Source organism: Antrihabitans auranticaus, from assembly GCF_016481275.1.
Lineage (GTDB): Bacteria > Actinomycetota > Actinomycetes > Mycobacteriales > Mycobacteriaceae > Antrihabitans.
Genome location: NZ_JAEMNW010000002.1, coordinates 769,221 through 788,407, shown reverse-complemented (window position 1 = coordinate 788,407; position 19,187 = coordinate 769,221). Strand labels below are relative to the sequence as shown.

Below are 19,187 nucleotides of genomic sequence, written 5' to 3'. Positions count from 1 at the left end.
ACTAGCTCTCGGCGCTCGCGTACTTGTCGCCCAAGACGCGGAAACTTCGAACCGCGTCTACCGCGAGGCCGCGGTCGTTCGCCTGGATCGCCATAACCGGGATGTATTCGTCGTCGGGTAATTCGATCCGTGCCCATGCGGCACCGTCGGGAAACGACAGCCCCTGAATCAGATCCCAATCGATCCGCTTCTCCCCCGCCACGTTGCGTACCCACACACCAGAGTCGTTAGCGCGCAATCGCGGACGGGTGAAAAGCAGGGCGATTCCGGCGAGTCCGAAGCCCAGCAGCACCATCGCGACCTGATCGGCGACAGTGAAGTAGACACCGGTATCGGAGTTTCGCAGCAGCAAAGCGATGATCGCAAAGGCGAGCACAAGGAAAACGGCGGTACCGATCGCGTATCGCGTCGACCGTTTGGGCCGGATCTCGAGTTCGTAGGTCACGCCGACACTTTCTGCAGCGAACGCAGCGTCAGCGCGGCATCGATTGCCGCGCTGGCAGCCTGCTCGCCCTTGTCTTCCGCCGAACCAGGCAGACCAGCGCGATCCAGCGCCTGCTGCTCGGTGTCGGTCGTCAGGACACCGTTGCCGATCGGCGTGCTCTCGTCGAGCGAAACGCGCGTGAGTCCAGCGGTGACCGCATCGCATACGTACTCGAAATGTGGTGTGCCACCACGGATCACCACGCCCAATGCGACAACCGCATCGTGACTTCGCGCCAAAGCTTGTGCGACGACCGGTAATTCACCGGCGCCTGCGACGCGAACGACTGTCGCGTCGAGAATGCCGACCCCTTCCGCCGTCCGCAGCGCGCCCGCTACCAGCGCGTCGCAGATCTCGGTGTGCCAGCGGGCAGCAACGATTGCGAGCTTGACGTCCGCTGCACCGGAGAGGGCAAGGTCAGGTACACCCGTACCACTCATCGGACGTTTCCTCCATGGTCGAAATCGTCGAGCCCGATCAAGTCGTGGCCCATGCGGTCGCGCTTGGTGCGCAAATACGTGAGGTTTTCGGTGTTTGCGCGCACCGGCATCGGTACGCGGTCGGTGATGTGCAGGCCGTAACCGTCGAGACCGACACGCTTCGCCGGGTTGTTGGTCAGCAATCGCATCGAAGAGATCCCGAGGTCGACGAGGATCTGCGCGCCGATGCCGTAGTCGCGAGCGTCTGCCGGTAGGCCGAGCTGCAAATTTGCGTCGACGGTGTCGTGCCCGGAATCCTGCAGCTGATAGGCCTGCAGCTTGTGCAGCAGCCCGATCCCACGGCCTTCGTGGCCACGCATGTACAGGACAACGCCGCGGCCTTCCTGCGCAACCATGTCCAACGCCGCGTCCAGCTGCGGACCGCAGTCACAACGTAGCGAGCCGAAAACGTCACCGGTCAGACATTCCGAGTGCACCCGGACCAGAACGTCGTTCCCCTCGCCGTCGTCGCCGGGAATGTTGCCGCGAACCAGTGCCACATGCTCGACGTCGTCGTAGATGCTCTGGTAGCCGACGGCCCGAAACTCGCCGTGCTTGGTGGGAATCCGCGCCTCCGCGACGCGCACGACGTGCTTCTCGTGTTTGCGACGCCACGAGATCATGTCGGCGATCGAGATGAGCGCGAGGTTGTGCTCGTCGGCGAAGATCCGAAGCTCTTCGGTCTGGGCCATGTGGCCCTCGTCCTTCTGGCTGACTATCTCGCAGATCACGCCGGCCGGACGCAGGTCTGCCATCCGGGCGAGGTCGACCGCAGCTTCGGTGTGACCGGGGCGACGGAGTACGCCGCCCTCCTTCGCGCGAAGTGGAACCACGTGACCAGGACGGGTGAAGTCGTGCGCATTCGAATTGGGGTCTGCCAAGAGGCGCATCGTCGCGGCGCGGTCGGACGCCGAAATTCCGGTGCCGATGCCTTCGCGCGCATCGACGGTGACCGTGTAAGCCGTGCCGTGCTTGTCCTGGTTCGTCGCGTACATCGGCGGGAGCCCGAGGCGGTCGCAGTCGTCACCGGCGAGCGGGACACAGAGATACCCGGACGTGTAGCGAACCATGAAGGCGACGAGTTCGGGAGTTGCCTTTTCCGCAGCGAAGATGAGGTCGCCTTCGTTCTCGCGATCCTCGTCGTCGACCACGACAACCGCCTTACCTGCGGCAATGTCGGCGACAGCCCGCTCGATGCTATCGAACCTGGTCACGTCTGGGTTCTCCGCTCATTCTTGTATCGGCACTCGATTGTTACTTAACACTACGACTGCTCAACCGCGTTGCTGCAGGCGCTCGACGTACTTTGCGATCACATCGACCTCGAGATTCACCGGTGTACCTACCGGCGCGCGTCCCAGCGTCGTCAGTTCCAGCGTCGTCGGGATCAGCGAGACCTCGAACCAGTCGCCGTCCGTACCCGCTCCCAGCGCGGAGACCGTCAGCGAGATTCCATCGATTGTGATGGAACCTTTCTCGACGACGTACTTGGCGATCTGGTCGGGCAGCGCGACCCGGACGACCTCCCAATGCTCCGACGGCGACCGCGAGATAATCGACCCGGTGCCGTCGACATGCCCTTGGACGAGGTGCCCGCCGAGTCGGCTGTTCAGCGCCGCCGCACGCTCCAGATTCACGGAGCTTCCGATGTGCAACGCGCCCAGGCTCGAACGGTTCAGCGTCTCGGCCATGACGTCCGCGGTGAAGCTCGTGCCGTCGAGGACGTCGACGACCGTCAGGCACACACCGTTCACGGCGATCGAATCACCGTGACCCGCATCGGACGTGACGAGCGGTCCGCGGACGGTGAATCGCTGGGAGTCCCCGAGGTCTTCCTTCCCCGTGATTTCGCCGAGCTCTTCGACTATTCCTGTGAACAATGCGTCACTCCTCCGGTACCAAACTCAGCATCACGTCAGTTCCAATGGGCTCGATGTACTCACGTCGAAACCGCAGGGCTTCACCGATATTCCCGACTCCCACATCCCCCAGCGCCGACTGCCCGGCTCCGAGTACGACCGGTGCGATGTAGGCGACGATTCGGTCTATCAGCCTGGCCTGCAGAAATGCGCCGGCGAGAGTGGGCCCGCCCTCGAGCAGGACGTCGGTGTGGTCGGCGAGGGCGGCCACAACTTCTCGCGGATCGTGTGTCCGGACGAGCAGCGTCGGAGCGGCGTCGTCGAGGACTCTGGCAGACGCCGGGATCTCGGTTCGACCGACAACGACCCTGGTCGGCTGGTTCGGAGCGAGATTGCCGTCGGAAAGTCGCGCGGTGAGCCACGGGTTGTCTGCCTCGACAGTTCCGGTGCCGACGATGATCGCGTCGAGCTTTGCTCGTTCGGCGTGGACGTGGGCCCGCGCCTCGGGTCCGGTGATCCACTGGCTCGAGCCGTCGCGCGCCGCGCTGCGACCGTCGAGGCTGGCGGCGTATTTCCAGGTGATGTGGGGTCGGGCGTGCTTCTGCTTGAACAACCAGGCGCGGAGCGGCCCCTGTGCGACTTGGTCGGCCATGAGTCCCTGCTCGGTGCGGATCCCCGCCCGCTCGAGCGCCTCGGACCCGCCCGCGGCTGCAGGGTTCGGGTCGGCAATCGCGAAATGGACGGCGCTGATCTCCGCGTCGATGAGCGCCTTCGTGCACGGCGGCGTGCGGCCGTAGTGATTGCACGGCTCGAGGGTGACGAATGCCGTTGCGCCGCGGGCTTTGTCGCCGGCTTGTTGCAGCGCGATGACTTCGGCGTGCGGTCCGCCGGTTGGCTGCGTGGCACCGATACCTACAACTGAGCCGTCCGGGTCGACAATGACCGCGCCTACCGGCGGGTTCGGGTACGTGCGGCCGCGCACTGACTCGGCAGCATCGATGGCCAGCCGCATCGCCGCGGCGGGCGCGGTCGGAGAAGACGGCACGAGCAGAGTTTATGTCGACGTGGTCGAGCGGCGGTCGCCGCACCATCAGAACGGTGGGGGTTCGTCGGGGTCGGGTGGGTCCTCTGCCGGTGTAGGTGGTTGGGGCTTTACGCGTGTGCGGCGCACCTGCACCCCCGCCACCTCCAGGATGAACCGCAGCTGCTCCTCCACGGTGATCCCGGTCCGGTTCATTTCCTGCAGCAAGGTCGGGTCGGAGCACACGACCCAGCCACCCTTGTCGGTCGACTCCGGCACCTCGACTGGTTTCGGGCAGACCTCACCAATCTCTGTTGTCGGCCAGAGAAACCCGGCCCCGGTCGGTTCGGTCGCAATCAGTTCACCGGTCGGGGTCCTCCACTCCAACCGACCGTCACCGAGTTGACGGACCCGCCACCCGTTACCCCCGTTCTCACCCGCGGTCTTCAACCGATGATGACGACGACACAAACACGCCCCGTTGCTGCGGATCGTGCGACCACCCGCGCGAGGCCGACGGTGGTTGTACCGCTCGCAATGATCGATATCGCACCGCGCCGCCGCCACCACGCATCCCGGGAACCGGCACGTCCCATCGCGGGCCCGGATCCAGCGAGCCAACCCGGCACTCCACTCGTACCGCAACGCCCCCGGCGACTCCGGGTCGTCCCACACCCCCGACCCCGCACACGAACCGACCGCCGCCACCGCCCGGCCCGCAGCGGTCCGGCCCGCAGTGGTCCGCGGACGTGCTGGTTGCGGAACCCGATCAGTCGGTGCGGCGGGAGTCGCGTCCTGCACAACCCGCTCGGCGGGAACCTCCGTGGCACCGTCCTGACTCGCGTGGCGTTCCTGCTCCACCGCCGCGTCGATGGCCGCCATCACCCATTCCCACCGCCCGTCCACAGCCAACATCCGGGCCAGATCCGCATCCACCACACCCAACCCCGCGACATACCCCGGCCACTCCCGCAACCCGAGCAACGTCTCCACCGACACCCCCACCTGAATCAACGGCTTCCGCACCGGACACGGCTCGACCCCCGCCACCGGACACGACACCCCCTGCCCACACCCACACACCAACCGGCCCGACCCGTCCGCCAACACCACCAACGCATCAGCGCGCCGCTGCGCAAACGACCGCGGATCCTTCCCACACACCTCCTGTGCCAGCTCCACCAACCGCGCCGCCACCGTCTGCGCACCCCCGACCGGTAACAACCCGTCCAGAAACGCCATCCCATCCGCCGTGGCCCGCACCCGCACATCCCGATCCTCGACCCGCCGCTCCCGGCGACCCTTCTCCCCCGACGGATCCGCCGCCGCGATCCAACGCCGCCCGTTGACCCGCAACCGACCCGGATTCGACGACCGCGCCGCATCCACCAACCGGCCCTCCAACCGGGCAATCAACTCCACCGACAGGTTCATCGTCAACTCCACCAGCACCCGCACCCGCGCCAGATCGATATCCCCCACCGCGAACGCTGCCCGCGTCAACGGCAACCCCTGCAACGCCAACCCGACATCGATGAACGAATTCGCCACTCCCTCCGTCACCCGCAACGCCGCCGCCGCTTCCACCCCCGCCGTCTCCCCGGCATCGCGGGCGTTCACCCCACGGTTGCGGTCCCACACCACACGACGCCGATACAGCTCGGTGACCGCGTCCACCTCACCGCACTGAGCCACCGCCGCCGACCGGTGCCGATCGCGCAGGACATCCAGCAACTCCACATCCCGCACCGCCCCCCACACCCCACCCTCGCTCATGTGTTCGATACTAAACCGACCCACCGACACAAATGCCGACCCGATCAATCCCCCTCACGAACCTGCCGCTCGCGGTAGGACTGCGCCCGATCCACACCCTCGACGACTGCCACCAATCCCTGCCGAACGCCAGCAATATCGATTCCCAGCCCCCCGAACTCAGCCTCGAGCTCGGCACGAATCTCGCGGGTCCGCGAGACCATTCCGACACCCCGCGACGTGAGACGCGTCAGCGTCTGCCGCCGATCGACAGGGTCGGGCACTCGTTCCACATAGCCGCGCTCCTCGATCTCCCGCACCCGCTTCGACGCGGCCTGCTGCGAAATGCCAAGGCGTGCAGCCAGAACCGAGGGCGTCTGCGGACCTCCGATAAGGTGCTGCACCAAGTAGCCGTCGCTCTCCCGAACGCCGTCGTACCCCGCGGTGCGCAATCGCGCCAGTACTTGTTCGTTGACCAGTCGGGCCGCAATCGAGATGAGCACCGGCAGGTCGAGCGTCGAGAGATCGACCAGAGCATTGTCATCCGCCATAATCCACAACTATAGTTGTGCACTATGAAATCCGCATACGAACACGTAGTTCCGCGAGCGCAACGAATCATCGACGAGGTCGTCTACGCGACCGTCACGACCGTCAACGGGAACGGCGAACCCCGTTCGCGGATCGTGCACCCGGTCTGGCGCCTGCCGTCGAACCCCGGACAGGCGCTGGGCCTCGTCACGAGCCGGCCGACCGCACTCACGCACAAGCACCTGACTTCGAATGCAAACGTCAGCTGCTCGTACTGGTCCCCGGCGCACGACGCGGTCTACCTGGACTGCCGCGCGCGCAGCGCGACGCAGGAGGAACTGCAGTCCGCGTGGGACCTCGTACTGGCGACTACGGGCCCGACCGCATTCGACCCCGAGCCGATCTATCGAGAGCCTTCGCCTGCGAGCTTCTCGGCAATCCTGTTGCAGCCATTCCGGATTCGCGTCGTCGAAGCTGTCAACCTCGCAACCGCCGGACCGTATCCCTACTGGAGCTCAGCCACGATCGAGCACGGCGTCGCACATAGCCTCACCGATCCAGTCGACGGCCTCCGTGTGGGACCAGCCGCGTAGGCCGGTCAGCAGGTTCCACACCTCGAGGCTGTTGAGGGTCCAAATCCGGTCACGCGCACGGTCGACGTCGAGACCTCGCCGCAATGCGCCGAGGTCGCTGATTCGTTGCGCGACCATGCCGGTCCCGACCAATCGCTCACCATTGACCGTGACGATGTGCGCGGCCAAGTCAGGATCGCTCCCTGCTCCGTTCGCGATGACGACGAGCAGTGGCCCGAGCCGTTCCATCACCGCCCCGCCCAGCGTCGCGTATCCACGAAGGAATCGCGCCGCGTCTTCTTCCGTATAGAGCGCCCGCACGTCGGGCCGGTCCTGCATCGGAATCGGTTCGTCGTCGCCCACCAGACGGACGTCGTAAACATGCTTGAGCAGAGCGGGTTTGGTGCCGAAGACGTTGTACACGGTCTGCGCCGACACACCCGCAGACGCCGCTACCGCGGCAATCGTCGTGGCCGTGTACCCACGTTCGAGAAACAGCGCGTGGGCTGCATCAGTGATGCGGCGGCGCGTCAGTCGGACCTGCTCTGCGCGAATCGGGCTGACGTAGGGACGATCCAAATTAATTTTATCCTCACTAAATTGAACCGACCTTGACTACAACCAGTACACCTCAGTACAACACCCGTCCGGTAGTAGTTCAAGGAGTTCCCGCATGGCCACATTCCTGTTCGCCTCGGTCGCCATCGAGGCACACACCACCAATCCACTGCCGATCGCGGCGCGTCTCGTGGAGCGCGGCCACACCGTGCTCTGGTACTCCGGCAAAGCCTTTCACGATCGGATCGCCGCAGTCGGCGCAGTCCCGATGCCGTACGTGGACGCACTCGACTTCAGCGGCGGAGACCTGTTCGATTTCTTCCCTGAGTTCGTCGGCCAAGCGGGACCGAAAATGATCGGGAAGGCTTTCGCCGACATCTTCGTCGGACATGCACCGCAGCGCGTCGCGGACCTACGCCGAATCACCGCTGCGCATAAGGTCGACGCGATGCTCACCGAAGGATTGAGCTTCGGCGTCGGCATGCTGTCCGAGCTGGACGGCATTCCATGGGCAACCTTCGCGGACGGCCCGCTCACCTACGGCGACGCCGACACGCCACCGTTCGGCCCCGGCTTGCTTCCCATGGGCGGACCCGTTGGGCGTCTTCGGAATCGGCTGATCAAGACGGTCGCAGCAAAGACGATCTTCGCGGACGCCGAACGCGCGTACCGTCGCATCCGAACCGACCTCGGACTCCCCCGCGACCGTCGCACGGCGCTGGAATCGCTCAGTTCACCGATGCTGCATCTGCAGGCGTGCACGCCGTCCTTCGAGTATCCACGGAAAGCTCTTCCGGCACATGTGCATTGGATCGGCGGTCTGCGCCCTGACCCCAAGGAATGGCAACGTCCCGCGTGGTGGTCGAGGCTCGAGCGGTCCGACCGCCCTGTCGTTCACGTCACTCAGGGCAGCCTGCGCCCCGACCTGACCGAACTGATCGTGCCCACGCTCCGCGCGCTAGCGAACGAGCCGGTCCTGCAGGTCGTCACCACCGGCGGTGCATCCGTTGCGGACGTGGAAGCGGCGCTCGGCGGTCCGCTTCCAGCGAATGCCATTGTGGTGCCATGGATTCCGTACGACGAACTGTTGTCGAAAGCGCAGGTCTTCGTCACCAACGGCGGCTACACGGGTGTCACGCTCGCCCTGGCCCATGGCGTTCCGATCGTGCAGGCAGGTACCACCGAGGAGAAGGCCGAGAACGCGGCACGAATCCAGTGGTCCGGCGTCGGGCTGCGCCTTGGCAAGACGCATCCGTCGCCGGACAAGGTTCGTGGTGCGGTTCGCAGAGTGTTGTCCGAGCCGTCGTTCCGCGACGCGGCAGGCCGGATTCAGGCCGAGATGGCGCAGCATGACGCCGCGAACGAAGCCGCGGACCTCCTCGAAGGACTCGCTAGGCGAGCGTGAGGTGCGGCGAGGCCGCAGCAGCCTTCTGCCGCAATGCGCGGACGGCTGCTGCGGGATCGCTCGCCCCGTAGACGGCGGAGCCTGCGACGAAGCAGTCGACGCCTGCCTCGGCCGCCGCTTCGACGGTGTCTTCGTTGATCCCGCCATCGATCTCGACGATCAGGCGCAGCTCCCCGGAATCGACGAGCCGACGTACTGTCCGCGCCTTGTCCAGGACCGAGGCGATGAACGACTGACCACCGAAGCCGGGCTCGACGCTCATCACCAGGAGCGTGTCGAAGTTCTGGAGAATCTCGAGATAAGGCTCGATCGGGGTGTTCGGCTTGATGCTCAAACCAGCTTTCGCGCCCGCGGCCCGAATGTCTCGTGCGACGGCAACTGGATCGTCGGTTGCCTCCGCGTGGAACGTGACGTTGTATGCGCCCGCTTCGGCATACGGTGGCGCCCAGCGACCTGGGTTATCGATCATGAGGTGGCAATCGAGCGGAATATCGGTTGCCTTGAGCAGGCTCTGCACGATCGGAAGGCCCAGCGTCAGGTTCGGTACGAAATGCGCGTCCATCACATCGACGTGAAGCCACTCGGCCCCCTCGACGGCCCTCGCTTCGTCGGCAAGACGAGCGAAGTCGGCGGACAGAATGGACGGCGCGATCATCGGTGCAGGCACGCGGGAAAGTTTAACGTCAGTGTTCGATAGCCTGTCGGGCATGGGTCACGTCAGCCACAGCGCCGAAACGAAGGCACCGATCGAGGTCGCATTCGAGTACTGCTCCGACTACAAGAACGTTCCGAAATGGATGTTCGGCGTCAAAGAGTTCGTTCCGGTCACCGAGTTGACCCGCGGCGTCGGCGCGGCCTTCGACACAGGTATCAACCTCGGGCCGACGACGTTGCACGTACGAATCGAGACGACGAGGTTCGAAGAGAACTCGTTCATCTCCTTGCACACGGTCAAAGGCATCGAGGCGACGACGACCTGGAACTTCGAGGCCGTCGACGACGAGACGACGAAGATCAACGCAGTCGTCGACTACAAAGTCGGCGGCGGCTTCGCCGGAAAGGCGCTCGATCGTGTCATTCAGGCGGTCGTCGGGCCGGCAATTCGCCACGTGGACAAGCACCTTCGCGAGCAGATCGTGAAGCACTACGCGACAAAGAAGTAGGCCTAACTCCCGTCGAGTTCTTTGACCAACTTCTTCGGCGCTTTGATCCGCCACGCCTCTTCGACGAGCTCGGCGACCTGGTCAGGTTGCGCATGCTCGAGGTCGACGAGGATCGAGCCGTATCCGTCGTAGTGCGGAGTTGTGTAGTAGGCCTTGTCGCCAGAGGCCAGCAAAGCCTCTTTCTCCTCGAGGCTGCACATGAGCACAACTCCGCCCTCGGCTTCGGATCGCAAGCGCGCGAAACCTTTTCCACTCACCTTGAGTGATGGCGTGTTGTACCAGGCCGCTTCTTCGACACCGGGCAGTTCGCTTGCGATCCGCACGACGTCGTCCCATGTCATTCCCATGCGCCAAGTCTTACGCACACAGTGCGTGCACGCTTGCACGAATGGGAACTCAGACCGACGGCTTACGCAACGCAGCCATGAACATCGCATCGGTGCCGTGCCGGTGCGGCCACAGCTGCACACTCGGTCCGTCGCCCAGGTCGGGGACATCGCCCACCAGCGGCCGCGTATCGAGTTCGACGACGCCATGCCGGCGGACCGCGTCGGCGACCACACCTACCGTCTCCGAGAGATGCGGCGAACAGGTCGAATACAGGACGACCCCGCCCGGACGCACCAGTTCGATAGCGGCGCCGAGCAGTTCACGCTGCAACCGGACCAGTTCTGCGACATCGGAAGAAGTTCTGCGCCAGCGGGATTCGGGGCGACGCCGCAGCGCGCCGAGTCCGGTGCATGGTGCGTCGACCAAGATCCTGTCGTAGCCGGGCGTGAGCCCCGAGGACCGACCGTCGACGACATGCACATCGACCGGCAGTTCCCGAGTGGTCTTCCGGATCAGTTCGGCGCGATGCGCGGCAGGTTCGACCGCGTCGAGCCGGAAGCCGTCGATCCCAGCGAGTGCTCCGATCAGGGCGGCCTTGCCACCCGGCCCCGCGCACAGGTCGAGCCACCGACCCGCGTCTGTGCCTTCAACGGGCGCAACCGTCAGTGCCCGCGCGACGAGCTGACTGCCCTCGTCCTGCACGCCCGCGAGGCCATCGCGGACCGGCTCCAATGCGCCAGGGTCACCACCGTCCAGGTACACCGCGTACGGCGAGAATTTGCCTTGCTCACCACCTGTGATGAGCGCAAGCTCTTCCGCCGAGATCTCCCCCGGTCGTGCGACGAGGTGCACCACGGGTCGCGCGTCGTCCGCAGCGAGAACGTCGCGCAACTCCCCCGCGCGAGTGCCGAGAGCATCGGCGAAGGCCTGCGCGATCCACTTCGGATGCGCGAATTCGAACGCCGCGTTGCCGATCGGGTCCTTCGTAGCATCGGGTGCAAGCGCGAGTGTCCACTCGTCGGCGGATTTCTCGCTCGCACGACGCAGGACAGCGTTGACGAAACCTGCTTTCCCACTTCCGGATTCGACACGGACGAGGTCGACCGATGTCGCGACCGCTGCGTGCGCGCCGATGCGCGTCCGCAGCAGTTGGTACACCCCGAGTCGCAGAACGTCGAGCAACGGACCGTCGATCTCGGCGACCGGTCTGCCCGCACACTTCTCGATCACCGCGTCGAGGAACCCCTGGGCCCGACACGTGCCGTATGCGAGTTCGGTGGCGAGCGCCGCGTCGCGGCCAGAGATCCGCCGCTCACGCAGTAGCGCCGGCAGAACAAGATTCGCGTAGGCGTCACGCTCACGGACTGCGCGCAGAACGTCCCGAGCAGCGAGGCGAGGTTCGTCGCGCGCAACGGCGGCATTGGGACTGACCGGCTTCTTCGGTCTCCGGGTGCGGTCACCGGGCCGCGAGCCCGATCCTCGCGACGGCCGTCGCGACTCGTTCACTCCGCCACCGCGTCCGTGCCGAGCCGTGCTCCACGTATCCAGTCCAATGCCTTCATCATCTTCTTCCCTTGGGGCTGAACAGCATCCAGTCGGACGGCAGTGGTGCCGGTGCCGATGAACACGCCCGCCTTTGTCACTTCGATCGTCTGCGCCGGCAACGAATGTTCGGCGACGGTCACGGGTCCCACCTTGACACGCAGGTCAGCAATCGTCGTCCAGGCACCCGGTGCGGGCGTGACGGACCGAACATGCCGGTCGATCGCGGATGCCGGCTGATCCCATCGGATTCGCGCAGCCTCCACGGTCACCTTCGGTGCGTAGGAAACCCCATCGCTTGGTTGCGGAACAGGTTGCAGTGCACCGACTTCGACACCGTCGAGGGTTGACTCGAGTAGGTGCGCGCCGCTGTCGGCAAGCCTCGCCAAGAGGTCGCCAGCGGTGTCGTGTGCCTTGATTCGCTCGGTGACGACGCCGAAGACGGGACCTGTATCCAGTCCTTCCTCGATCAGAAATGTTGCGGCACCTGTGAACTCGTCGCCGGCTTGGACGGCGGCCTGCACAGGTGCCGCCCCGCGCCAGGCTGGTAGCAGCGAGAAGTGCAGGTTGATCCAGCCGTGCTGGGGTAGGTCGAGAACCGACTTCGGGAGCAACGCCCCGTAGGCCACCACCGGGCAGCAGTCGGGCGCGAGCTGCCGTAGCTGGTCGACGAAGTCCGGCTCCGACGGCTTCCGCGGGGTAAGCACCGGGATGCCGTGCTCGTCGGCGAGCAGTCCGACGGGTGACCGCGTCACCTTCCTGCCCCGGCCTGCAACTGCGTCAGGTCGAGTTACGACTGCGACGACCTCGTGACGCGACGATTCGATCAGCCGTCGCAACGACGGCACAGCGGGTTCCGGCGTTCCGGCAAAGACGATTCGCACGTCACCGCCTGCCGTGCAGGCCGAGCGGATTCGCCTTGATCGTCGGCGGCTCTGCCACCCCGAACCACGTCGATTCCCGGATGAAGCGCATCGCTTCCTTGCGTGCTGCTGGATCGAGCCTGTCGACGAACAACACGCCGTCGAGGTGGTCGATCTCGTGTTGGATGCATCGGGCCAGCAGATCGCTCCCCTTCACCGTGATCGGCTCCCCGTGCATGTCGAACCCGCGGGCGACGATTTCGAGCGCACGCAGGCAATCTGCCCGCAACTCGGGGATGGACAGGCAGCCTTCCGGACCGAATTGCTCTTCGGCACCGACCACGTCGAATGTCGGATTGACCATGTGCCCACTGAAGTCTCCGACGTCGTAGGCGAAGACGCGCAGACCCACGCCGAGTTGTGGCGCGGCGAGGCCGGCGCCACCCGCCTCATGCATCGTGTCCTCGAGATCGGCAACCAGTTTGTGCAGCTCCCGATCGAAGTCGACGACGGCAACCGCCTTCGACCGCAAGATCGGATCGCCGAACAGGCGCACAGGTTGAACGGTCAAAACGGCTCCAGGGTCTGGCGGCAGGCACTGATGGACACGACCAGTCTAGGGACGCTGCTCGCGCCGGCAGCAGGCAACTCGCTGACCGAAACCGTGTACACGGCCAGCTGCGGCGTATTAACTGTCCAGTGGTCGCGCTAGACGAGCAACGGCCGAGTTCAGGTACGAGAACACATGGAGGTTCAGATGGCTGGAATTGCGGACAAGTTCGACAAGGCATACGAAGACAAGTCGGTCGAGGAATTGGCGAAAGCACCGGTTGCGGCCCTGCAGGGGATCAGCGATGCCAAGGCGGCATTACTCACCGAGGCGCTGGGCGTCAAGACCGTAGGTGATCTTGGTACGAACAAGTACTTCCTGTGGGCACAGGCTGTTGCAAAGCTCGCCGAATAACACCCCAGGTCGGAGTTGACCGGGTAAAACGTAAAAGGTGGTCGGGCGGGGTGTTGAAAACCCCCGCCCGACCACCTTTTTTAGCTCGATCCGAGCTACGAGTGTGCTGACGCAATAACTTCCGGAATTCCGGTACCCAAGGCCACCGGAACGCACACCGGCTCGACGACCCGGTCCGGGTCCATGGCATTCATGATCAACTGCAGTGTGAACGGGTCGTACACCAGCTGGAAATGCCCGGTCATATTCGGCGGACACAGGTCCTGGACAACGAGATTGGTGGCGCCCGGCCCGTGCAGGGCGATGTTTTCGAACGGCTGGATCACCTCGTCGACGCGCGATCCGATCGTTGTGTAGCGCACTCCGGGCGCGGTATCTCCTCCTGCGTTCAGCGCGACGAGGAAGTCCGAGCCCTGCATCTGCTGCACGACGGCTTTCGTGATGACCGGTGTCAGCGCGTCGACCAGACCCGGCATGGTCTGCGCAACGGGTCCGGCGCCGTACATCACCCCGCCGTAGCTCGGGGATGCGATGCCGATCCACTGTCCGACGTGTGCCGCGCCGCCGAGCCGGTTGATGTAGTAGCGAGCGATCGTCGCGCCCTGGGAGTAGCCGATCATGTCGACCGCCTGGGCGCCCGTCCTGCTCAGTACCAAGCCGACGAACTCTTTGACCTGGTACCCGCTGACTACCATGTCCTCGGTTCCGTAGGTGTCCTTCTCCGGATTCCGCCCGTAGTTCACGGCGAACACGCAGTAGCCGGCATCGACGAGCCGCGGCGACAGTGCCGCGTAATCGTTGTACGCGCTGGAATCGGTTCCGTGCAGGAGGATCACCGGACGAGGATGCGCTGCGGACGGTTGACAGGCGAAGTCGTTCGCGCCCGGCGGTGCCGCGTCGAAATGATGGTTCTCGTAGGTGGCCGCATCCCCGTGGACAGTCTGCACCGGGCCGGGCTCTGCCGGAATGGTCCAGATGCTCGCCGGATCGGCCGCAGCGATGCCCGACCACGTGACGGCGAGTGCCGTCACGAGAGGCGCGAGAACTGCTAGGCGGGAACGGAACCGCTTCCCCCGGAGCGCATGGACCATGATTGGGAATCGCTTCGCTTGTGAAAACGTTTCACTTTCGAGGTTACAGCTTCGTTACCGGATTCGGACTATTCGCCAGCGGTTTCTTCTGTGTCCTGACCTGCGTCGACGTCGTCCTCGGCGAGGATGCGGTACAACGCCCGCCGAGCCTCGATCAGCACCTCGCCCGCGCGCTTTGCTTGCGCCGGCGTGGCGACAGCGGCGACCTGAGCAGCCGCACCCATCAACTGGCCCGACAGCCCACGCAAGTCCAGCGCTTGATCGCCGACCTCCGCGTTGACGTCCGCCCACGGGTCGCCCAATTCGGTCCGATTTGCCTCGACGAACGCGGTGCCCGCATCGGTCAGCTTCGCCGTCTTGCGACCGGCAACCTTCTCGATGATGACGAGACCCTCGTCCTCGAGTTGCGCGAGTGCGGGATAGATCGAGCCGGGGCTCGGCTTCCAGACGCCATCGCTCTTGTCGCGGATCTGCTGAATCAGCTCGTATCCGTGCATGGGCTCGGACTCGAGCAGGAGCAGGATCGCAGCGCGGACATCTCCGCGTCGACCTCGACCCCCGCGACCACGGCCGCGACCGAAGTTTGCGTCCGGGCCGAATCGCGGACCGAAACCATGCGGCCCCCGCCGGTGATGTTCGTGCCGGCGCTGTTCGAATCGGTCGTGCATTTCGGCGCGGCGCTCTTCGAAGCGCTGGCGACGTCGATTCATATTTTCGTGCTCTGTGTGGTTCTGCTGCATTGTCAGCCTCCTTCAGGCTTGTTTGATTGACACTATCGACGATATATCGTCAATGCATCGTCGTCAATAAGAATTTTGCGCGTTTGCGAGAATGCTCATGTGATCGAGCCTGCGAGAGTTCACGACATCGCCCGCCTCCAGTCGATCGAAGACGCCGCGGGCGAAGCCTTTCGTGCGCTGGGCATGGACACAGTCGCGGACGACGACCCGCCAAGCGAAGCCACGCTGACGGAGTTCATCCGCACTGGGCGAGCGTGGGTCTACACCCAGTCGGGCGTGGTCTGCGGATACCTCATCGCGTTCGACGTCGACGACTGCACCCACATCGAGCAGGTATCCGTAGATCCGGACTACTCAGGTCGGGGCATAGGCGCCGCGCTCATCGAGCACCTCGAATCCGTGGCGCGCGAACGGCATCGCGTCGCACTGACGCTCACCACGTATCGCGACGTGCCGTGGAACGGTCCGTACTACTCGCGCCTCGGATTCGTCGAGGATCCCGACCCGAGTCCAGCATTGCTCGCAATCAGGGCACACGAAGCCGAGCTTGGCCTCGACGCGTGGCCACGGATAGTCATGCGCCGCGCTATAGCCCGATCGGATCCATCTGCACCCGCACCGGTGCGCTGATCTTCTTCGCGCTGCGGACGGCCTGAGCTGCCGTCAATGCGCGGGCAAGACCCGCACCCGCAGATCGCGGAACTCGCACCAGCATGCGGACCACATCGACGGGCTCACCATCCCCCGCGGCAGGCGGACGAGCGCCGTCGGGCAGCGGCACCGGACCCAATTGTTCTGCTTCCGTGGGCAATTCGGCACCGGTAAGGAGCGATTCGATCGCGTCGATGCCACCATCGAGTGCGGCGATGCGGACTGCGGGCGGAAATCCGACTTCTGCGCGCTCGGCGAGTTGACCGCTCGCGTGACCGATCGGATCCCAGCGCACCAATGCCTGCACAGTGGCGATGCCGGGCTCCGCGACGACAACCACCTGGCCGCCCGCGCGCGCCGAGCGCACCATCGCGGCCGCGTTCATCCAGCGCCGAAGCGCCTCTTCCTCGGCTCGCAGGTCCGCGCGACCGAGCAATGCCCAACCGTCCAGCAACAGGGCTGCGCCGTAGCCGCCCGCGACTGTCGGCTCCGCACCGACTGTTGCAACGACAAGGCCGGCTCCGTCGGGAACTGTTGCCAGCACGTCGGAACCGCCCGACTTGTGCACGGGGACACCGGGAAACGCCCGGCCGAGCTCCTCGGCCGTGCGCCCTGCACCGACCACCAACGCCCGCAAACTGCGCGAACCGCATGCGCCGCAGCGATAGTTGGGGTCGGCAGTGCCGCACCAGCGACACTCCGGTGCCGCAGCTTCGGCACCACCGGAACTGAGTGCAAGCGGGCCATGGCATTTTCGGCAACTGGCACGGGTCCGGCACTTCGCACAGGCCAACGACGGCACGTAGCCGCGGCGCGGAACCTGGACCAGCACCGGAGCGCCACCGTCGAGTGATCGACGGGCGGCGGCAAAGGCAATCGCCGGTAGTCGCGCTTTCTGCGCACTCGGGTCGCGCTCCAAAGCGATATCGGTGTCACCCGGAACGACGATGTGCGCGCAGCGATCCCGAACGGTCGGGCGCGGCGCTACGAGGTCGTGCGCCCAACCGGTGTCGGCGAGCGACTGCACCTCCGCCGTCCGAGCAAAACCGCCCGCGACGAATCCACACCCCGTCTCGTGCGCGCGCAGCAGTGCGACCTCGCGCGCGTGCGGGTACGGCGAGCGCGGATCCGCGAAGCTGTCGTCACCGTCGTCCCAGATTCCGATCAAGCCGAGACTGCGAACCGGCGCGAACACCGCGGCACGTGTCCCGACGACAACCTGGGCGCTCCCCCGTAGCCCCTTCAGCCAGCGCCGATATCGCTGCGCCGGGCCTAGACCTGCCGCGAGGGCGACCACGTGCCCGTCGCCGAGCAGGGCTGTGCAGGCAGCGTTCAGACGGTCGAGATCACGCTGATCCGGGACGACGAGGACGACGCTCTCGCCTCTGGCCGCAACTGTCGCGGCAAGCTCGGCAAGGCGGGTAGGCCAGTCTTCGCCGGGCACCGCTTGCCACGCGGCCCGCGGATTGCGGCCCGCGTGCAGTGCTTCGACGAAAGCCTCGCCGTGCACGTAGGTCGCCCATCCTGCCGGGTCCAATTCGAACTCGGGCACCGGCTCGTCTTCAGGCGCATTCTCGGCCTCGACCCGCGCGTGTCGCGGCGGTATTGCGAGCCGGAGGACGTCAGCGCGCGTGCCGGCATACCGCGCCGCGACCGCATCGACGAGTGCCGAGACCTCCGGGGTCAGCACCTGTTCGGCGGACACCACCCGTTCGAGTTTGCCCAGCTTTCCCGGGTGATCCGACGCCGCAATCCGTTCGACGACGAATCCGTCCACCAGCCGTCCGGAGAAGCGCACACGAACGCGAACACCCGGTTGGGCAGCGTCGTCCAGCTCGTCCGGAACGATGTAATCGAACTCGCGATCCAGGTGCGGAACTTGCAGCAGAGGCAGAACCCGCGCGATCGGTAGCGGGATTGTCACCCGTGCGCGCGGCTAGAGACCGGCGGCGCCACGCAACTTCTCGGCGCGATCGGTGTGCTCCCACGGCAGATCGATGTCGGTCCGGCCGAAGTGCCCGTAGGCAGCGGTCGGCGCATAGATCGGACGCAACAGATCGAGATCGCGGATGATCGCGCCGGGACGCAGGTCGAACACCTCGCTGATCGCCGTTTGAATTCTCGCCGGATCGGTGTGCTCGGTGCCAAAGGTCTCGACGAAGAGGCCGACGGGCGCAGCTTTGCCGATCGCGTACGCGACCTGGACCTCGATGCGGTCGGCGAGCCCTGCGGCAACTGCGTTCTTGGCAACCCAGCGCATCGCATACGCGGCGGACCGGTCGACCTTCGACGGATCCTTGCCGGAGAACGCACCACCACCGTGGCGGGCCATGCCGCCGTAGGTGTCGACGATGATCTTGCGACCAGTCAACCCCGCGTCGCCCATCGGTCCACCCAGGACGAATCGCCCCGTCGGGTTCACCAGCAGGCGCACATTCGACGTATCGAGGGTCGGCAGGTCGAGGTCGGCAAGAACCGAGCCGAGCACCTTGTCGCGGATATCCGGCGTCAGAAGGTTGTCGAGATCGATGTCGGCCGCATGCTGCGTCGAGATGACGACCGTGTCGAGACGAACCGCGCTGTCACCGTCGTATTCGATGGTGACCTGGGTCTTGCCGTCCGGTCGCAGGTACGGCAGCACACCGCTCTTGCGGACCTCGGTGAGGCGGCGAGCGAGCCGGTGCGCCAAAGCGATCGGCAGCGGCATCAGCTCAGGCGTCTCTTTGGTGGCGTAACCGAACATCAAGCCTTGGTCGCCGGCCCCCTGGCGATCGATCTCGTCGTCCTCGACGCCGTCGACGCGCGCCTCGTGCGACCGGTCGACGCCCTGAGCGATCTCGGGTGACTGTGCACCGATCGCGACGTTGACACCGCAGGAATTGCCGTCGAAGCCCTTTGCGGAGCTGTCGTAGCCGATCTCGAGCACTTTGTCTCGCACGATCTTGGGGATGTCTGCGTATGCGGTCGTGGTGACCTCGCCCGCGACATGAACCTGGCCGGTTGTCACCAGCGTTTCCACGGCGACCCGGCTGCGCGGGTCGGCGGCAAGCAGAGCGTCGAGAATCGAGTCGCTGATGGCGTCACAGATCTTGTCCGGATGACCCTCCGTCACGGACTCACTGGTGAATAGCCGGCTCCCGGACTTGCTCACAGATCTTCCTCTCGAACACTCGGCGGAG

General features: G+C 65.3%; 22 protein-coding genes. 5 read left to right on the top strand and 17 right to left on the bottom strand.

Annotation, left to right across the window (positions count from 1 at the left end):
* Position 1: 1 nt before the first annotated feature.
* The 7 genes from JGU72_RS11715 to JGU72_RS11685 all read right to left on the bottom strand — a co-directional run bounded on the left by JGU72_RS11715 (position 2) and on the right by JGU72_RS11685 (position 6,149).
* Positions 2-445, bottom strand: a complete 444-nt coding sequence (locus tag JGU72_RS11715; protein ID WP_199684077.1) for a PH domain-containing protein — start codon at positions 443-445, stop codon at positions 2-4.
* Entirely contained in the window at positions 442-924 is a 483-nt protein-coding gene (gene ribH / locus JGU72_RS11710; RefSeq protein ID WP_199684076.1) for a 6,7-dimethyl-8-ribityllumazine synthase, read from the bottom strand. Before ribH ends, JGU72_RS11715 begins: the two co-directional genes overlap by 4 nt.
* Entirely contained in the window at positions 921-2,177 is a 1,257-nt protein-coding gene (locus JGU72_RS11705) for a bifunctional 3,4-dihydroxy-2-butanone-4-phosphate synthase/GTP cyclohydrolase II (protein WP_199684075.1), read from the bottom strand. Before JGU72_RS11705 ends, ribH begins: the two co-directional genes overlap by 4 nt.
* Positions 2,178-2,237: 60 nt before the next feature.
* A complete protein-coding gene (locus JGU72_RS11700; protein WP_199684074.1) occupies positions 2,238-2,843 on the bottom strand; it encodes a riboflavin synthase in 606 nt (201 codons plus the stop codon).
* Between the two features lie 4 nt (positions 2,844-2,847).
* Positions 2,848-3,834 (bottom strand): bifunctional diaminohydroxyphosphoribosylaminopyrimidine deaminase/5-amino-6-(5-phosphoribosylamino)uracil reductase RibD, encoded by a 987-nt coding sequence (ribD, locus tag JGU72_RS11695; protein WP_199684580.1) that lies wholly within the window; start codon positions 3,832-3,834, stop codon positions 2,848-2,850.
* Between the two features lie 78 nt (positions 3,835-3,912).
* Positions 3,913-5,619 (bottom strand): HNH endonuclease signature motif containing protein, encoded by a 1,707-nt coding sequence (locus JGU72_RS11690; protein ID WP_199684073.1) that lies wholly within the window; start codon positions 5,617-5,619, stop codon positions 3,913-3,915.
* A gap of 44 nt (positions 5,620-5,663) precedes the next feature.
* Positions 5,664-6,149: a MarR family winged helix-turn-helix transcriptional regulator gene (locus tag JGU72_RS11685; protein WP_199684072.1), complete on the bottom strand. Its 486-nt coding sequence runs from the start codon at positions 6,147-6,149 to the stop codon at positions 5,664-5,666.
* 24 nt (positions 6,150-6,173) lie between these two features.
* Here JGU72_RS11685 and JGU72_RS11680 point away from each other — a divergent pair, with 24 nt between their 5' ends.
* On the top strand, positions 6,174-6,722 hold the full coding sequence (locus JGU72_RS11680; protein WP_199684071.1) for a pyridoxamine 5'-phosphate oxidase family protein: 549 nt from the start codon (positions 6,174-6,176) through the stop codon (positions 6,720-6,722).
* Here JGU72_RS11680 and JGU72_RS11675 read toward each other — a convergent pair.
* The gene (locus JGU72_RS11675) at positions 6,645-7,280 is read right to left on the bottom strand and encodes a TetR/AcrR family transcriptional regulator (RefSeq protein ID WP_199684070.1); all 636 of its coding nucleotides are present in this window, start codon (positions 7,278-7,280) and stop codon (positions 6,645-6,647) included. The genes JGU72_RS11680 and JGU72_RS11675 overlap by 78 nt on opposite strands.
* Positions 7,281-7,374: 94 nt before the next feature.
* On the opposite strand from JGU72_RS11675, the gene JGU72_RS11670 reads away from it, so the two are divergent.
* Positions 7,375-8,664: a glycosyltransferase gene (locus tag JGU72_RS11670; RefSeq protein WP_199684069.1), complete on the top strand. Its 1,290-nt coding sequence runs from the start codon at positions 7,375-7,377 to the stop codon at positions 8,662-8,664.
* Here JGU72_RS11670 and rpe read toward each other — a convergent pair.
* On the bottom strand, positions 8,651-9,331 hold the full coding sequence (rpe, locus tag JGU72_RS11665) for a ribulose-phosphate 3-epimerase (protein WP_199684068.1): 681 nt from the start codon (positions 9,329-9,331) through the stop codon (positions 8,651-8,653). The two genes, JGU72_RS11670 and rpe, sit on opposite strands and share 14 nt — an antisense overlap.
* A 40-nt stretch (positions 9,332-9,371) precedes the next feature.
* On the opposite strand from rpe, the gene JGU72_RS11660 reads away from it, so the two are divergent.
* The gene (locus JGU72_RS11660) at positions 9,372-9,827 is read left to right on the top strand and encodes an SRPBCC family protein (protein WP_199684067.1); all 456 of its coding nucleotides are present in this window, start codon (positions 9,372-9,374) and stop codon (positions 9,825-9,827) included.
* Positions 9,828-9,829: 2 nt separating this feature from the next.
* On the opposite strand, the gene JGU72_RS11655 is transcribed toward JGU72_RS11660, so the two are convergent.
* From JGU72_RS11655 to def, 4 genes are read right to left on the bottom strand one after another with little or no spacing between them, the layout of a single operon-like run.
* The gene (locus JGU72_RS11655; RefSeq protein WP_199684066.1) at positions 9,830-10,174 is read right to left on the bottom strand and encodes an MmcQ/YjbR family DNA-binding protein; all 345 of its coding nucleotides are present in this window, start codon (positions 10,172-10,174) and stop codon (positions 9,830-9,832) included.
* A gap of 49 nt (positions 10,175-10,223) precedes the next feature.
* On the bottom strand, positions 10,224-11,663 hold the full coding sequence (locus JGU72_RS11650) for an RsmB/NOP family class I SAM-dependent RNA methyltransferase (RefSeq protein WP_199684065.1): 1,440 nt from the start codon (positions 11,661-11,663) through the stop codon (positions 10,224-10,226).
* Complete coding sequence (fmt, locus tag JGU72_RS11645) at positions 11,660-12,583, bottom strand: methionyl-tRNA formyltransferase (protein ID WP_199684064.1); 924 nt, start codon at positions 12,581-12,583, stop codon at positions 11,660-11,662. Before fmt ends, JGU72_RS11650 begins: the two co-directional genes overlap by 4 nt.
* 1 nt (position 12,584) lies before the next feature.
* Positions 12,585-13,133: a peptide deformylase gene (gene def / locus JGU72_RS11640; protein WP_199684063.1), complete on the bottom strand. Its 549-nt coding sequence runs from the start codon at positions 13,131-13,133 to the stop codon at positions 12,585-12,587.
* Positions 13,134-13,319: 186 nt separating this feature from the next.
* Between def and JGU72_RS11635 the strand changes: the two genes are divergently transcribed.
* Complete coding sequence (locus JGU72_RS11635; RefSeq protein WP_199684062.1) at positions 13,320-13,526, top strand: hypothetical protein; 207 nt, start codon at positions 13,320-13,322, stop codon at positions 13,524-13,526.
* 95 nt (positions 13,527-13,621) lie between these two features.
* On the opposite strand, the gene JGU72_RS11630 is transcribed toward JGU72_RS11635, so the two are convergent.
* Complete coding sequence (locus JGU72_RS11630; protein WP_199684061.1) at positions 13,622-14,617, bottom strand: esterase/lipase family protein; 996 nt, start codon at positions 14,615-14,617, stop codon at positions 13,622-13,624.
* Between the two features lie 68 nt (positions 14,618-14,685).
* Complete coding sequence (locus JGU72_RS11625) at positions 14,686-15,357, bottom strand: PadR family transcriptional regulator (protein ID WP_374101105.1); 672 nt, start codon at positions 15,355-15,357, stop codon at positions 14,686-14,688.
* 99 nt (positions 15,358-15,456) lie between these two features.
* Between JGU72_RS11625 and JGU72_RS11620 the strand changes: the two genes are divergently transcribed.
* Complete coding sequence (locus JGU72_RS11620) at positions 15,457-15,987, top strand: GNAT family N-acetyltransferase (RefSeq protein WP_307828392.1); 531 nt, start codon at positions 15,457-15,459, stop codon at positions 15,985-15,987.
* Here JGU72_RS11620 and JGU72_RS11615 read toward each other — a convergent pair.
* The gene (locus JGU72_RS11615) at positions 15,944-17,932 is read right to left on the bottom strand and encodes a primosomal protein N' (RefSeq protein ID WP_199684060.1); all 1,989 of its coding nucleotides are present in this window, start codon (positions 17,930-17,932) and stop codon (positions 15,944-15,946) included. The two genes, JGU72_RS11620 and JGU72_RS11615, sit on opposite strands and share 44 nt — an antisense overlap.
* 12 nt (positions 17,933-17,944) lie before the next feature.
* Positions 17,945-19,159, bottom strand: coding sequence for a methionine adenosyltransferase (metK, locus tag JGU72_RS11610; RefSeq protein WP_199684059.1), 1,215 nt, complete (start codon positions 19,157-19,159; stop codon positions 17,945-17,947).
* Positions 19,160-19,187 lie beyond the last annotated feature (28 nt).